Origin of the sequence: Pseudoalteromonas sp. LC2018020214 (assembly GCF_016598755.1) — a bacterium.
GTDB classification, from domain to species: Bacteria; Pseudomonadota; Gammaproteobacteria; order Enterobacterales; family Alteromonadaceae; genus Pseudoalteromonas; species Pseudoalteromonas distincta.
On the sequence record NZ_CP066804.1, the window covers coordinates 749,894 to 765,780 of the forward strand.

Below are 15,887 nucleotides of genomic sequence, written 5' to 3' on the forward strand. Positions count from 1 at the left end.
TATTAACATTGCTTAAAAATTCTTAAGATGAATTTTTTACCGCATGACAAAAGTCATTAAAGTTGATGACACTTCACACTCTTATTATTTTTGTACGCGGGCATAGTTACCTTACTCAACAGGAGATAATTATGAATTCTTTAATTTTAATCAGCTTAACTATTAATGAAGTGCTAGAGGCGTTAAGTTTTACGATTACGTACGCAGATTGCTTTATGCTGGTATGCATTTTTATGTTATTTATATTAATTAATAAAAATAGTGCTATAAGTAAAAATAATATGCCTGAGGTATTAGTATGAGCTCGTTAAGCAGCTTTTCTCAACAAAGCGATAAAGGTTTTTGGAAATATGGGCATTTAATTTTTACCGGCTTTTATTTACTCCCGCTAATAATTAATTTTGCGAGCTTTACAGTTAACCAAATTGTTATGTCTTTAGCCTTCTATGTTGCTTTTATTCTTTTGTATATAAAAGCAATAAACTGTAAAAGTGCAGGGGTGACTAAGTTATTTTTAGCCATGCTCTTAATTTGTTTTTGCGCTACTTTTTACACCACAGGTACGCCTACTTTATTTGGTTTCGTAGCTTATATAGCAGGCTACTCTTACAGCTCCCGTCAAAGAATTTATGCTGCGATCGCAATTATATTCACGGTTTTATTAAGCACATATATTGGAGATATAGGTAAGGTTCAATACTTTTTAGGCGTTGCTTTGATTCTATGCGCCACATTATTTAGTTACGGTATTGCAGCAAAAAGAGAAAGCTTATACAAAAAGCGCGAACAAGAAAGCGCTAACCAACTAGAGCAATTAGCAGCTATTGCAGAGCGAGAACGAATAGCTCGCGACTTACATGATATTTTAGGCCATTCACTTTCATCTATTGCTTTAAAAGCTGAGCTTGCTAATAAATTAAACCAAGGAGAGCGCTACGCTCAAGCAAATAGCGAAATTGCACAAGTGGCCGATTTGGCAAGGCAGTTACTTAGCGATGTAAGAAGCGCCGTAAGTGATTTAAAACAGCTTAATCTTGTCAGCCAAGTAGCACAGTTAAAGCAAAGGTTAATAGAGCAAGGATTTAACGTATCATTTAATGTGGTTTTAAATGCTCTGCCCGCTAAAGTAGAGGGTATAGCAGGCCTTATAATTAAAGAGGCAGTTACTAACTTATTACGCCATAGCAACACAAAAAATTGCGAAATAAACATAGAACAAACAGCGCAGCAGTTATTTATAACCGTAATTGATCATGGTCCGTGTAGTACATTGAATTCGGGCAATGGCCTAAATGGTATTAAAGAGCGAGCAGAGCAACTAAATGGCAGTGCAGCATTTACCTGTGGCGATAATTTTACTTTAAAAGTAGTGCTGCCAATTACAGCTAAGGATTTATAATGATCAGAGTATATTTAGTGGAAGATCAGGCGCTTGTGCGCGACGCAGTAGCAGCATTGTTAGGGCTTGATTTTAATATTGAGATTATTGGGCAAGCAAGTAACGGGCAGGATGCACTTAATGCAATTGAGGCACTTGATAGTGATTTACATCCCGATATAATTTTAACCGATATAGAAATGCCAACCATGAATGGTATAGAGCTTAGCGAAAAAATAGCCGCTAAATTTCCTGCTATAAAAATGGTTATTATGACTACATTTTCTCGTGCGGGTTATATTAGGCGAGCGCTTACGACAGGCGTTAAAGGTTTTATTTTAAAAGAAGCACCAAGTGAAGAGTTAATAAATGCGCTTAAAAAAGTAATGCAGGGACAAAAGGTAATTGACCCAGAGCTTGCTATTAATGCATTGGACGATGCAGATCCACTTACCGATAAAGAACGCAAAGCTCTTAAACTTGCAAGCGATGGCCTTAAAACAAGCGACATAGCCAAGCAGTTATTTATTAGCGAAGGGACTACGCGTAACTACCTATCGGATGCCATTGCAAAATTAAACGCCACTAACCGCATAGATGCTGCACGTATAGCTAAACAAAAAGGGTGGCTTTAATTAGTGGGTTTATAAATTATAAGCAAAGTATTACTATGATATGTAAAAGTAACGAACAGCGCTTAAAATTAGCTTAAAAAGCGCTAAAAGAGGTTTTAATGGCAAATTTAATAGAACTAACAACTAAAAATAATATCGCTATACTCACCATGAATACCGCTGAAAACCGCCACAACCCAGCGTTTTTGGCTGAGTTTAATTTACACCTAGACCACATTGAAGCAGAACAAAATATTAAGTCAGTTATTTTAACGTCTTCAAGTGATAAAAACTGGTCATTGGGTATCGACCTTCAATGGATGTCTAATCCAAGTATTTTACCTGCAGCAATTTCAGACTTTATGATTCAAATAAGTGACTTATTTAAACGCATAGTTACTTTTCCTATGCCTATTATTGCTGCGTTAAACGGGCATACCTATGGTAATGGTTCTGTACTTGCGTGTGCGTGCGACTTTAGATTTATGAAATCAGACAAAGGCTTTTTTTGTTTTCCTGAAGTGGATGTAATGGTGCCATTTGTTCCGTCGATGTTTCCTATAATTAATAAAGCTATTTCGCAAACCTTCTTTAATCGTCTAGCTATGTCAGGAGAGCGGGTTGGGGCACAGCAGTTACTAGAGAACAAAGTAGTTGAAGCTGTGTTTACAAATAACGACGAACTACAAGCGGGTGTACTTGAGTTTGCCCAGCAATTTAATAAAAATCGTTGGATTTACGCTCAAAATAAAACACAAATGAATAAGCAGATTTTACTTACGATGAAAGAAGAAGATCCAAGCTTTATTGATAATATAAGTAAACTGCTGTGGAAAAACCTACAAAAAAAATAGTATAGGTTTTAGCATTGCTACGAGATGACTAAACACTATGCAGTTAAGGGATCGTTAAGTCCCATTGCGCTAGATTTTTAAACTATACAGTAAGGTAAAAGTGCTTTCTTAAAAGTTTAATAGCTTTTACCTGTCTCATTATAACTATATGGGTTAAAATACCTACATAACCAACTAACAAGATAGTGAATGTCAAACCAAGATCCAAATCTCAGTCGAGAACAAGAAAAGTACGAAAACCCAGTCCCTAGTCGTGAGTTTATACTTACTCACCTTCAAGAGCGTTCAAAGCCTGCTAACTACGCGCAATTATGTGAAGAACTAGCAGTAAACGATGACGAACGCCAAATAGCATTTAAACGCCGCCTTCGCGCTATGGAGCGTGACGGACAGCTGTATTTCAATAAATTTAAATGCTACGCCCTAATTGACGAAGCCGGTTTAACCAAAGGCAAAGTAATAGGCCACAGAGACGGTTTCGGCTTTTTAGAAGTTGAAGGCGAGAGTAAAGATTGGTTTATTGCTAAGCACCAAATGAATATGGTGTTACATGGCGACATTGTACTAGCTAAAGGCACTAAACGTGGTTCTGGCTCAAAATGCGATGCACGTATTATAAAAGTGCTTACTAACGAGCGCGCGCCAATTGTTGGCCGTTACTTTGTTGAGCACGGTGTTGCTGTTGTAGTCGCTGAAGACCCGCGCATAACGCAAGATATAATGATTTTACCAGGCAACGAAAACGGTGCCCGCCATAACCAAATGGTGCAGGTTAAAATTACGCAAAATCCAAGCCGTAACATGAACGCGGTAGGTAAAGTTATAGATGTACTTGGTGAGCATTTAGCCCCAGGTATGGAAATTGAAGTTGCACTGCGCAATCACGATATTCCACATGTATGGCCAGAAGAAGTTGAAGCACAAGTTGCTCACCTAGGTGAATTTGTTGAAGAAGCTGACAAACAAGGTCGTGTAGATTTACGTGATTTACCACTTGTAACTATTGATGGCGAAGATGCACGCGACTTTGATGACGCCGTATATTGTGAACCTAAAAAATCAGGTGGCTGGCGCTTATGGGTTGCTATTGCCGATGTATCGCATTACGTAGGAATGAACACGCCGCTTAACAAAGAAGCAATTTTGCGTGGTAACTCAGTGTATTTTCCTGAGCAAGTTATTCCGATGCTACCAAAAGTGCTTTCTAACGGATTATGTTCGCTTAATCCAAAAGTAGATCGCTTATGTATGGTTGCCGAAATGACCGTGTCGAGCGCGGGTAAACTTTCGGGTTATAAGTTTTACGAAGCGATAATGAACTCGCACGCACGTTTAACTTACACCAAAGTAAATGCCATTTTACAAAACGACGAAAAACTACGCGAAGAATACTCAGCGGTTGTGCCACATTTAACTGACTTACAGCAAATGTACATGGCACTTAAAGCTGCACGCCAAGACCGTGGTGCCATAGAGTTTGAAACCCTAGAAACACGTTTTGTATTTAACGCTCAGCGTAAAATAGAATCAATAGTGCCTGTTATTCGTAACGACGCGCACAAACTCATTGAAGAATGTATGATTTTAGCCAACGTATCAGCGGCTAAAATTCTTGAAAAGCACGAAGCAAGCGCGCTTTATCGTGTGCATGACGAACCAGATCAAGAAAAACTAGGTAACTTTACTAAGTTTTTAGGCGAGTTAGGTATTGAAAGCACATTAAGCGACGAGCCAACACCAAAAGAAATAACGCAAGTATTAGCGCGACTAGGTGACCGCCCAGAAGCTGAACTTATTCAAACTATGTTACTGCGTTCAATGAAACAAGCTGTATATCAGCCAGATAACATTGGTCACTTTGGTTTAGCGTTATCGGCTTACGCGCATTTTACATCGCCAATACGTCGTTACCCAGATTTAGTAGTACATCGTGCTATTAAAGCAGTAATAAAAGCACAAGGTCAGCAAACGTCTGGCGAATACGCTTATACCGACGATGAAGTTGATCAACTAGGTGAGCAGTGTTCTACAACAGAGCGCCGCGCCGATGATGCAACTCGCGAAGTAGCTGATTGGCTTAAATGTGAGTTTATGCAAGACCATGTAGGTGAAGAGTTTGATGGTGTTATTTCATCGGTTACCAATTTTGGTTTGTTTATTCGTTTAGACGATTTACAAATTGATGGGCTTATTCACGTTACTAATTTAGGCGACGAGTTTTTTGCGCATGATGCTGCAAAACACACCCTAATAGGTGAGCACTCTCACAAAGTTTATCGCCTTGGCGATAAAGTAACAGTTAAAGTTGCGTCGGTTAGTTTAGACGATCGCCGTATAAATTTAACGCTTAAAGGCGATGTTGCACAAGACAGATACTCACGTCGTCGAGCACCAAAAAAAGGTTCAGGTAAGTCTGAGCATGCGCCAGCAAGTGTGCGTTCGCAATTAAAAGCAGGCAAAGTACCAGGTAAAAAGTCGCACAGCGATGACAAACCAAAAGGTAAAAAAAAGCCAGCAAATAAAGATAAAGGCAAGCCTGCAAATAAGTCTGCAACAAAATCTGCAGATAAAAAAGCAGCAGACACTGCCGTAAAGAAAAAACCGAAGAAGAAGGCCGTTAAAAAGCCTAAAAGAGCAGGCAAAAATGCCCGCAAACGTACTAGCCCAGGAGCAGACAATACGTGAGTAATGAATTAATTTTTGGCTTTCATTCTGTTGAAGCAATTTTAGAAAGCGAACCAGAGCGCTTTGTAGAAATTTACGCCCTTAAAGGTCGTGACGACAAACGCTCAACTCCGATTATTGATGAAGCACGTAAATTTGGTATTTCAGTACAGTTTATGCAGCGTAAAGCCCTTGATAGCAAATCAAAGGGTGAGCAGCATCAAGGTATTATTGCCAACGTAAAAGCAGCGCCAACGTTTAATGAAAAAGATCTTGATGCGATAATCGCTCGTGAAGACACACCGTTTTTACTTGTGCTTGATGGTATTACCGATCCGCATAACTTAGGTGCATGCCTACGTAGTGCAGACGCGGCAGGTGTTCACGCTGTGATTGTACCTAAAGATAAGTCTGCTAAGCTTAACGGTACTGCACGTAAAGTGGCCTGTGGCGCAGCCGAAACAGTACCGCTTATTCAAGTGACTAACCTTGCACGTACGCTTCGCGAAATTAAAGATGCAGGCGTATGGGTTGTAGGTACCGCTGGCGAAACTGATAACCACGTATTTGATGCAAGCTTAACGGGGCCAATGGCTATTGTTATGGGCGCAGAAGGCGAGGGCATGCGACGCTTAACGCGTGAGCATTGCGATATGCTTGTTAAAATTCCAATGGCGGGTACTGTTTCAAGCTTAAACGTATCGGTAGCCACGGGTATTTGTTTGTTTGAAGTATTACGCCAACGTAACGCAAATAACTAATATATAAAACGATAAGTTTTATGTATTAAAAAGCCGAGATTGAAATTCAATCTCGGCTTTTTTGTGTCTGTAATTTACGCTTTAACTTTGTAAGCTTTGGTAAACGGTTTAATAACAAGGCAATAATTTAGATGTGTAGTGGTCTTACATAAAAAATTATTAACGCTGTTAGTGAACCGTTTAACCAGCTTTCAATTTAGAATGAGTAAGTGTAGCCCATCTGTACAGTACGTGGCTTACCTGGCTGAATGCCACCGTTTGAGCGGTTAGCAACGTATGTTTTATCAAACAAGTTATCAACGCTTAGGTATACTTTTTGATTTTCATCGATTAAGTATTTAGCAGCTAAATCCCATACTACGCGGCTATCAATTGCGTTTAAGCCCGCCTCAGTTAAGTTAGCATGCGCGTCAGATACGTAACGTATTTGGCTGTTAACTACAAACGCAGAAAACTCAGCACCTAACGATAACGCTACTTGGTTTTCTGGTACGTAAGGCATTGCATCGCCTTTTTCTACCGCGCCCCAAATTTCTGAATCAAAATCGTTTTTAAACTCAGAGTCTGTGTAGGTGTACGTTAATTTAACTGGGAACATAGCTGTATCAGTTGCAAAAGTACGTGCTGCACTAAATTCAAAGCCCGCTACTTCTACTTCACCGTAGTTGTATTGGTCGCCAATGTTGTCGTCGCTACAACCAACCGCTGCAGTACAGTTACCGTGCATGTTGTCGTAATCTGAGTAAAAGGCAATTACTTCACCGCTAAAGCCATCCATATTGAAGCGAGAGCCAAACTCAATGTTTACACTTTCTTCTTCTTCTTGGTCAGCATTACCAGGTGCTGCTGGTGCATAACCTTTTTGAATGCCCGCAAGTAGCGTTACGTTTTCGTTAAGTGTGTAAGTAGCACCTAGTGACGGCACTAAAATTTCAGTGTCGTTCGACACATCTTTAGTTAAACCGTTGCTGCGTGTTGGATCTGATTTAGACCACTCTTCACGCGTAATAGTAATGTCTTCATAACGAAGACCTGCACTTACTACTAATGTATCAATTGTCCACTCGTCTTGAATAAACAAGGTACTTGCTTCTGCGCTATCTACGCGGTTGCTATCAGAGCCCGGAACGCCTTGCTCTGTAAGTGTTAAGCTTAGGTCTTGATTAAGTGTGTATTTGTCTTCCCATTGAAAACGATCCATTTCGTCTTCGTGGTAACGTACGCCAACAGTCACATAGTGATCGCCTGCAGGAATATGTAATTCAGACTGAATACCTTTAGCTTGGTAGTCGCGGTTATTAGCTTTAACGCCAATACCTTCAATGCCTTCGCTTGTTGGGTTTGCTTCAAATTCACTGTATTGCTCAAGGTAGCTTTCGCTTACTTTGCTGGCTTTATACCAGTTACGATGAAAATCGTTTAAGTAAGCCGTAGCTAAAAACTCATAGCCATCACCAAAACGGTACGCATAGTTAAGTTGGTATGCGTTGTGGCGCGTATTCATTTCATCGTTTTGCGATGCAGCATAACGACGATAAGGACTTTCTTGATAGTCTTCGTCAGTTAAGCCCATGTATGTTTCGTCTGATGTTTCGTCAGAGTACTTAATTTTTAGCTCAAGATTATGCGCATCGTTTTGACCAAACGTATGGCCAAACTTTAATAGTAAATCTGTTTTTTCAAAGCCGGTGTTGTCATTGCCTACTGGCAGCTCTTTAAAGCCGTCTGCGCCGTAAGTAAATACTTCAATTAAACCTGCTGTGTTATTTTTTTCTTTACCAAAGTAAGCGTGGCCTTTGTAGTAACCGTCGCTACCAAGGGCTGCATCTACCATACCTTTTGAGCTATTTGGCTCAGTTGGTAAGCTGCGCGAAAGTAAGTTTAAAACACCACCCGTAGTACGCGGGCCGTACTTAACTGAGGCTGCGCCTTTTAATACTTCAATAGATTCCATACGACCCATAGTAGGGAAGTAGTATGCAGAAGGTGCTGAATATGGTGCTGGTGCAACTAATACACCGTCTTCCATTACTGATATTTTATCGTTACGGCCAGTACCTGTACCGCGCATACCAATATTAGGACGAAGGCCATAACCGTCTTCTTCTTGCACGTAAACGCCCGGAACAGACGCTAAAACGCGAGAAATATCGGTAAACTGGAATTTTTGAAGCTCTTCTTCAGAAATAAACGTAGCCGAACCAGGAATATCGTTAATTGCTTGCTGAGAGCCAATAACAGTAATTTGTTCAAAGCGTTGTTCTTTATTGCTGGTGTCTTTTGCTATTGCAGTAGCACTAAAAGACAAAGCAACCGCAGTTGCCAAAGTAGATACTAAAAACTTAGGGTTCATTGTGTTCCTAATCATGTCAATTATCTTAATTGGCGTAATTTGAACACGTTAACGAATACGAATCAATGTTATTAACTATTTAATTATTCAGTTTAATAGAACTAAAAACACCTGCTTATGCAACTTAATTAACTAAATTATTTCTTTTGTATTATTTTGTAATTGTTTTACTAACTATAAAGGCTGAACGATTTATATGTGCTACGTAAGCGCTAGCCCAAGCGTAGAGCTATAAATTCAGCGAGTTTATCTACCGCATTTTCCGACTCACCCGAACTTTTAACCAAGCTAATACCAATATTACCAAGAGCTGGTAAATGCTTGGTTTGAACTTGATAGTTAAGCTCACTCGGTACTGTACTTTTGGCAAGTACCGTAATACCTAAGCCTTCTTTTAATGCTGCTATAAGGCCGGTTAAATCGGCGTTGCTATAAACTATTCGGTATTTAATGCCTGCACTTTTTAATGCATCAGTAGCACGGCGACGATAAATACACCCCTCTGGTGCGGTAACTAGGGTAACCACCTCATTATGCGCAAGTGACAGGTCGCCCACCCACACTAGTTCGTCTTGCATAAAAATAGGAAACTTATCAGAGTTGAGTCGCTCATTTAGCGCAAGTACTAAATCAAACTGATCTTGCCTTGAGGCCGAAAGCAAATGCTTACTTAAACGCGACTTAACCTCTAACGACACCTCAGGGTAGAGCGCCACAAAGTCGCCAATAATAGAAGGTAGTATGCGCGCTGCAAATTCGCTCGGAATACCCAAGCGCACTTTACCTGCGATGTTTTCTGAGGTGAACTGCTGCAAAATAGCATCGTTGTGTTGCATCATTTGTTTTGCCATAGGCAATAATAGCTCGCCGTATTGGTTTAATACTTGGCGCTGCCCTTGTTTTTTAAATAGTTTATAGCCAAGCACGTCTTCTAAACGCTTGATTTGCAAACTTACAGCAGGTTGCGACAGGCCAAGTAAATCGCCTGCTTTAGCAAAGCCACCTATTTCAACTACCATTACAAAAGTACGTAAACCGTCTGTTGATATGTTTTTCATATTTAAAATTACAATTTATATAGCCATATATATAAGTATTATTTATCAATTGATAAATAATTACAATTTGTTGTTGATAGGCGTGGGCAATATACTTTTGTAATCGAAAATACACAGGTGTTTGTTATGACTTTTAACCCAATAATGTTTGCCCGCCACAGCAACGCAAGTAGTGCGGTTACTAACGCTTTGCAAACTAACAACAATCACGTTGTAATGGATTTTAGCGGCACCGAAACCAGTGTATTTTTAAGCACTATTTTAGGCCTTGATTTAACTAAGCTTACCGCCAGCGGTTTAGGCTTAAAAGGCACGCTTGATGGCGACTATAATTCTGACTACAGTTTTGCTGTTTATTACTTTAGCGAAACCGCCTTTAGATTCGTACTACCACACAACGCAAGCCTTCAACTACAAGCGCTTATAAACGAGCAGCAATTACGTTTTGATATTGATTATGTAGTACGCACCGACCTAGCAAGCTTTATTTTAAGTGGCGACAACGCATTTGATACCCTAGTTAATGCTTTTAAATTAACACCAGGTTTGCGCCTTTCTGACGCGCAACTTTGCTACGGTGCACAAAGCGGTGATGTATTTATTACCGCCATTGATAAAAACGACGAACAACACTTTGTATTAGTAGCTAAACAACAAGAATTACAAAAATGGCAAAGCTACATGCAAGCGCAAGGCTTTGCACTTATGCATAGTGAAGCCGCATAACGAATAAAAACAACAGGCGAGCATAACAATGTTTACCTGTTTTTATATCTATTTAAGCCACGCCCTAAACAGGGTTAATTTAAACGTGAAGGAATGTTATGACTTCTAAAACTGTACTACATGCTAAGCACCTAGAAGCGGGCGCAAAAATGGTTGATTTTCATGGCTGGGAAATGCCAATCAACTACGGCTCACAAATAGAAGAACACAATAGCGTACGTACCGACGCTGGTATGTTTGACGTATCACACATGACTATTGTTGATATTGAAGGGCCTCAAGCAAAAGCATTTTTACGTAAGCTAGTAGCTAACGACGTTGCAAAATTAACCGTACCAGGCAAAGCGCTTTACACAGGCATGCTTAACGAGCAAGGCGGTGTAATAGACGACTTAATTATTTATTTCTTTAGTGAAACGTTTTACCGCCTAGTTGTTAACTCAGCAACGCGCGAAAAAGACCTAGCGCATTTAGCTAACGTATCGAGCGACTTTGACGTAACTGTTACAGAGCGCCCAGAGTTTGCAATGATTGCAGTACAAGGCCCTAACGCTAAAGCAAAAACAGCCACTCTTTTAAATGCTGAGCAACAAGCCGCTGTTGAAGGTATGAAGCCGTTTTTTGGTGTTCAAGTAGGTGATTTATTTATTGCCACAACGGGTTATACTGGCGAAGACGGTTACGAAATAGTAGTACCGAACGACCAAGCAGCCGATTTATGGCAACAACTGCTAGACGCAGGTGTTAAGCCTGCTGGTTTAGGTGCACGCGACACGCTACGTTTAGAAGCAGGTATGAACCTTTACGGCCTAGATATGGACGAAAGCGTATCACCACTTGCAGCTAACATGGCATGGACCATTGCATGGGAACCAGAAGATCGCGACTTTATTGGCCGTGACGTACTTGTTAAGCAACGCGCAGAAAAAAGCACTGACAAACTCGTTGGCTTAGTGTTTGAAGAAAAAGGCGTTTTGCGTAGCGGTTCTAAAGTAATTGTTGACGGTGGGGTAGGGGTTATTACCTCAGGTACTTTCTCACCAACACTTGGTTTTAGTGTAGCCCTTGCACGTGTACCACGTTCAACAGGCGATACAGCTCAAGTAGAAATGCGTAAAAAATTAGTAAACGTTAAAGTAGTAAAGCCTAGCTTTGTACGTAACGGTAAATCAATAATTTAAATAATTTGGTTATATCAATCAGTGTAATTACAGTGATTGATATCCTCCCAATATAAACCAAAGGACAAATAAAATGAGCAACATTCCTAGCGAGTTAAAATACGCACCTTCACACGAGTGGGTTCGTAACGAAGGCGACGGTACATTTACTGTTGGTATTTCTGAGCATGCACAAGAACTTCTTGGCGACATGGTATTTGTTGAATTGCCAGAAGTTGGCGACGAAGTAGACGCTGGCGAAGACTGTGCAGTAGCAGAGTCAGTTAAAGCAGCATCAGACATTTACGCACCTATCAGTGGCGAAATTGTTGCTATTAACGAAGAACTTGAAGACTCACCTGAAACAGTAAACAACGACGCTTACGGCGACGGTTGGTTATTCCGTATTAAAGCATCTGACGAGTCTGAGCTAGACAACTTATTAGACGCTGAAGGTTACTCGCACACTATCGACGAAGAATAATTATTCTTTGTAGATAACTAAAAGCCCCGCGTGTTTTATTTAGATATCGGGGCTTTTATGATTTTACAGTTAACTTTTCCATACAAAGTGGGCTGTTAAATCATAAGAACTTTAAGTTATTGCTGTTTACCCATCAGCAGTAGCCACATTTTTTGGATCATAGGAATCTGGACACATGTCAAACGCCAAATCTCTTGAAGAACTAGAGCAAAAGCAAGATTTTATTCGCCGCCATATTGGGCCAAGCCCAGCACAAGTAAGCGATATGCTAAGTGCTTTAGAAGTATCGAGTGTGCAAGAGCTCATTGACCAAACTGTACCGGCTAGCATTCGTCTAGAGCAACCGCTAACAGTTGGACAAAGCCGTACTGAAGTTGAAACACTAAGCTACTTAAAATCAGTAGCAAGCAAAAATAAAGTTTTCAAATCGTACATTGGCCAAGGCTACCACCCAACTAACGTACCGCACGTAATTTTACGTAACGTACTAGAAAATCCAGGTTGGTATACAGCGTACACACCGTATCAGCCAGAGATTGCACAAGGGCGTTTAGAATCATTATTAAACTTCCAGACTATGACCCTAGATTTAACTGGTCTTGATTTAGCAAGTGCATCACTACTTGACGAATCAACAGCCGCTGCAGAGGCTATGGGCCTTGCAAAACGCGTATCAAAAGCTAAAAAAGCAAATGCCTTTTTTATTGCCGACGACGTACATACACAAACAATCGACGTAGTAACAACGCGTGCCGAGCAGTTTGGTTTTGAAATAATTGTAGGTAAAGCAGAAGATGCCGTAAACCACGACATTTTTGGCGCATTGTTCCAATACCCAACTACATCAGGCGAAGTGGTAGACATAACTGACCTAATTGCTGGCGTACAAAGCAAAAAGGCCATTGCCTGTGTTGCTGCCGACATAATGAGCTTATTACTATTAAAAGCACCGGGTAAACTAGGCGCAGACGTAGTACTTGGTTCGGCTCAACGTTTTGGCGTACCTATGGGTTACGGCGGCCCACACGCTGCATTTTTTGCAACACGTGACGCATACAAACGTTCATTACCAGGTCGTATTATTGGTGTATCTAAAGACCGTTTAGGTAACGACGCACTACGTATGGCAATGCAAACGCGCGAACAACACATTCGCCGCGACAAAGCCAACTCAAACATTTGTACAGCACAAGTATTACTTGCCAACATGGCAGCGTTTTACGCGGTGTACCACGGCCCACAAGGCTTAAAAACTATCGCGCAGCGTATACATCGCTTTGCTGATATTTTAGCAAGTGGCCTAAAAGCTAAAGGCATCGCACTTAAGCACAGCACTTGGTTTGATACGCTAACAGTAGTAAGCGACAACAAAGACGACGTAATAGCGCGTGCAATTGCAAAAGGCGTAAACTTTGCAACAAACCACGAAGGCGAGTACTCAATTTCGGTATCAGAGACAACAACACGCGCCGATATTACTGAGTTATTCGATATTATTTTAGGCGAAGGCCATGGCCTAAGTGTTGACGCTATTGCAGCAGACGTTGAAGCAAATGGCAGCGAGTCAATTCCTGCAAGTTTAGTACGTGATGACGAAGTACTAACGCATCCAAACTTTAACAGCTACCACAGCGAAACAGACATGCTTCGCTACATTAAGCGACTAGAAAGCAAAGACTTATCGCTTAATCACTCAATGATCTCGTTAGGCTCATGTACCATGAAACTAAACGCGACTGCTGAGATGATCCCAATTACGTGGCCTGAGTTTGCAAACCTTCACCCATTCTGCCCGCTGGATCAAGCAGAGGGTTACCAAATAATGATTGGCGAGCTACACGACTGGCTTGTAAACATTACCGGTTACGATGCAGTATCACTTCAGCCAAACTCTGGTGCACAAGGTGAATACGCAGGCTTAATCGCGATTCGTAAATACCACGAGTCACGCGGCGATGCACACCGTAATGTATGTTTAATCCCAAGCTCTGCGCACGGTACTAACCCTGCATCAGCCCAAATGGCGAGCATGAAAATTGTGGTAGTTAACTGCGACAAAAACGGTAACGTAGACATGGCAGACCTTAAAACGAAAGCTGAGGAAGTGTCTGAAAACTTATCGTGCATCATGATCACATACCCGTCTACGCACGGTGTTTACGAAGAAACAATTCGTGAAATTTGTGACATTATTCATGAGCACGGCGGCCAAGTTTACATGGACGGCGCTAACATGAACGCGCAAGTTGGCGTAACAAGCCCAGGCTTTATTGGCTCAGACGTATCGCACTTAAACTTGCATAAAACGTTTTGTATTCCACACGGCGGCGGTGGTCCAGGTGTTGGCCCAATTGGTGTTAAATCGCACCTTGCGCCATTTATGCCAAACCACAGCGTAATTAACGTACCAGGTACTAACATTGGTAACGGTGCGGTTTCGGCAGCGCCTTATGGCTCAGCTGCTATTTTACCTATTTCATGGGCTTACATTACCATGATGGGTTCAGAGGGCTTAAAACAAGCTACTGAAATGGCCATTGTTAATGCTAACTACTTAACGCATGAGCTAAGCAAGCACTTCCCAATTTTATACCGTGGTCGTAACAACCGTGTTGCTCACGAATGTATTGTTGACTTACGCCCGCTTAAAGAGCAATCAGGCATTACTGAAATGGACGTAGCTAAGCGCTTGCAAGACTACGGCTTCCATTCACCAACTATGTCGTTCCCAGTAGCTGGCACATTAATGATTGAGCCAACAGAGTCTGAATCAAAAGGTGAGATTGACCGCTTTATCGAAGCAATGGTGTCAATTAAAGGCGAAATTGAAAAAGTAATCTCTGGCGAATGGTCAATCGAAAACAACCCGCTAGTGTTTGCACCGCATACACAAGGCGACGTATTAGGTAACGAATGGGACCGCGCATACGACCGTTTTTACGCTGCATTCCCAGTGCCTGCAGTGGCTAAAAACAAGTTTTGGCCAACCGTTACACGTATTGATGACGTGTACGGCGACCGTAACTTAGTGTGTTCATGCCCTGCGGTAGAGACTTATCGCGACTAAGAGACAGACTAATTTTTGAACTTTAATGGGTAGTAAGTTCCATTATAGTTTGGGGATTTATCAAAATTAAAAAAGCCGTTGCAGCAATGCAACGGCTTTTTTGTGTGTGGTGATTCGCCATAAATAGTATGGCGTAGGTAGGATAGAGAGAAACGAAATCCAACAAATCACAAATATACTTACTCGCTTAAAAGCCAAGAGTATGTGTTATTAGTTGTAGGCGCTTAACTTGCTGACGCGCGGGTGGCAGCCCAAAAGTTATAAATAACATTGTGCACTCGTAGCCTTTAGGCTACATTTATTTAGCAAGTTGAATAAATTGGAGTAATTACTATGACGCTACAAACATCAGATTTTAACCCGTTTGACTATATGGAAACACAGCAAGAAATTAATACATTTTTAGAAGAGTGTTTAGCTGATGATGATCCAAATACCTTTATTGAAGCACTTGGCTTATTAGTTAAAAAACATGGCGTGAGTGATATTGCTAAAGCAACGGGGTTAAACCGTGAAAGCTTATATAAAGCAGTTAACGGTAAAACTAAACCACGTTGGGAAACTATTTTTAAAGTGATGAAAGCACTTAATTTTCGCCTTACAACACAAGTAGCATAGGCTAGGTAGAGTGAAACGAAACCTAACCAATCAAAAATATACTTACTCCCTCAAAAACCAAGAGTATGTGTTATTTATTGTAGGCGTACAGCTTGCTGGCGCGCGGGCGGCAGCCCGAATAAATATTTAAATAGGTGTTTGAGGTTATCA

Annotated in this window: 13 protein-coding genes; 11 read left to right on the forward strand and 2 right to left on the reverse strand. The window is 41.0% G+C overall.

The genetic code is table 11. The annotated features are described in order from the left end of the window. The first annotated feature begins 131 nt into the window (after positions 1-131). From JG479_RS03275 to rlmB, 6 genes are all read left to right on the forward strand, one after another. Positions 132-302, forward strand: coding sequence for a hypothetical protein (locus tag JG479_RS03275; protein WP_200219941.1), 171 nt, complete (start codon positions 132-134; stop codon positions 300-302). Continuing rightward, positions 299-1,399, forward strand: a complete 1,101-nt coding sequence (locus JG479_RS03280) for a sensor histidine kinase (RefSeq protein ID WP_200219942.1) — start codon at positions 299-301, stop codon at positions 1,397-1,399. Before JG479_RS03275 ends, JG479_RS03280 begins: the two co-directional genes overlap by 4 nt. Continuing rightward, positions 1,399-2,013 carry a response regulator transcription factor gene (locus JG479_RS03285; RefSeq protein ID WP_024599310.1) on the forward strand — a complete coding sequence of 205 codons (615 nt, stop codon included), beginning with the start codon at positions 1,399-1,401 and terminating at the stop codon, positions 2,011-2,013. Before JG479_RS03280 ends, JG479_RS03285 begins: the two co-directional genes overlap by 1 nt. Before the next feature lie 98 nt (positions 2,014-2,111). After that, positions 2,112-2,846, forward strand: coding sequence for an enoyl-CoA hydratase/isomerase family protein (locus JG479_RS03290; protein WP_188161605.1), 735 nt, complete (start codon positions 2,112-2,114; stop codon positions 2,844-2,846). 189 nt (positions 2,847-3,035) lie between these two features. Continuing rightward, positions 3,036-5,531, forward strand: a complete 2,496-nt coding sequence (gene rnr, locus JG479_RS03295) for a ribonuclease R (RefSeq protein WP_002958022.1) — start codon at positions 3,036-3,038, stop codon at positions 5,529-5,531. Beyond that, entirely contained in the window at positions 5,528-6,271 is a 744-nt protein-coding gene (gene rlmB, locus JG479_RS03300) for a 23S rRNA (guanosine(2251)-2'-O)-methyltransferase RlmB (protein WP_002958023.1), read from the forward strand. Before rnr ends, rlmB begins: the two co-directional genes overlap by 4 nt. A gap of 196 nt (positions 6,272-6,467) precedes the next feature. Here rlmB and JG479_RS03305 read toward each other — a convergent pair whose 3' ends face one another. Then, a complete protein-coding gene (locus JG479_RS03305; RefSeq protein ID WP_200219943.1) occupies positions 6,468-8,624 on the reverse strand; it encodes a TonB-dependent receptor family protein in 2,157 nt (718 codons plus the stop codon). Between the two features lie 212 nt (positions 8,625-8,836). After that, positions 8,837-9,682, reverse strand: a complete 846-nt coding sequence (locus JG479_RS03310) for a LysR family transcriptional regulator (protein ID WP_002958025.1) — start codon at positions 9,680-9,682, stop codon at positions 8,837-8,839. A 126-nt stretch (positions 9,683-9,808) separates the two neighbouring features. On the opposite strand from JG479_RS03310, the gene JG479_RS03315 reads away from it, so the two are divergent. The 5 genes from JG479_RS03315 to JG479_RS03335 all read left to right on the forward strand — a co-directional run bounded on the left by JG479_RS03315 (position 9,809) and on the right by JG479_RS03335 (position 15,737). Beyond that, a complete protein-coding gene (locus JG479_RS03315; RefSeq protein WP_002958026.1) occupies positions 9,809-10,408 on the forward strand; it encodes a hypothetical protein in 600 nt (199 codons plus the stop codon). Between the two features lie 98 nt (positions 10,409-10,506). After that, positions 10,507-11,589 carry a glycine cleavage system aminomethyltransferase GcvT gene (gene gcvT, locus JG479_RS03320; RefSeq protein ID WP_200219944.1) on the forward strand — a complete coding sequence of 361 codons (1,083 nt, stop codon included), beginning with the start codon at positions 10,507-10,509 and terminating at the stop codon, positions 11,587-11,589. Between the two features lie 73 nt (positions 11,590-11,662). After that, positions 11,663-12,052 carry a glycine cleavage system protein GcvH gene (gene gcvH, locus JG479_RS03325; protein WP_002958029.1) on the forward strand — a complete coding sequence of 130 codons (390 nt, stop codon included), beginning with the start codon at positions 11,663-11,665 and terminating at the stop codon, positions 12,050-12,052. Positions 12,053-12,227: 175 nt separating this feature from the next. Continuing rightward, positions 12,228-15,119 carry an aminomethyl-transferring glycine dehydrogenase gene (gcvP, locus tag JG479_RS03330; RefSeq protein WP_200219945.1) on the forward strand — a complete coding sequence of 964 codons (2,892 nt, stop codon included), beginning with the start codon at positions 12,228-12,230 and terminating at the stop codon, positions 15,117-15,119. Positions 15,120-15,452: 333 nt separating this feature from the next. Beyond that, entirely contained in the window at positions 15,453-15,737 is a 285-nt protein-coding gene (locus tag JG479_RS03335) for an addiction module antidote protein (protein ID WP_096793685.1), read from the forward strand. Positions 15,738-15,887 lie beyond the last annotated feature (150 nt).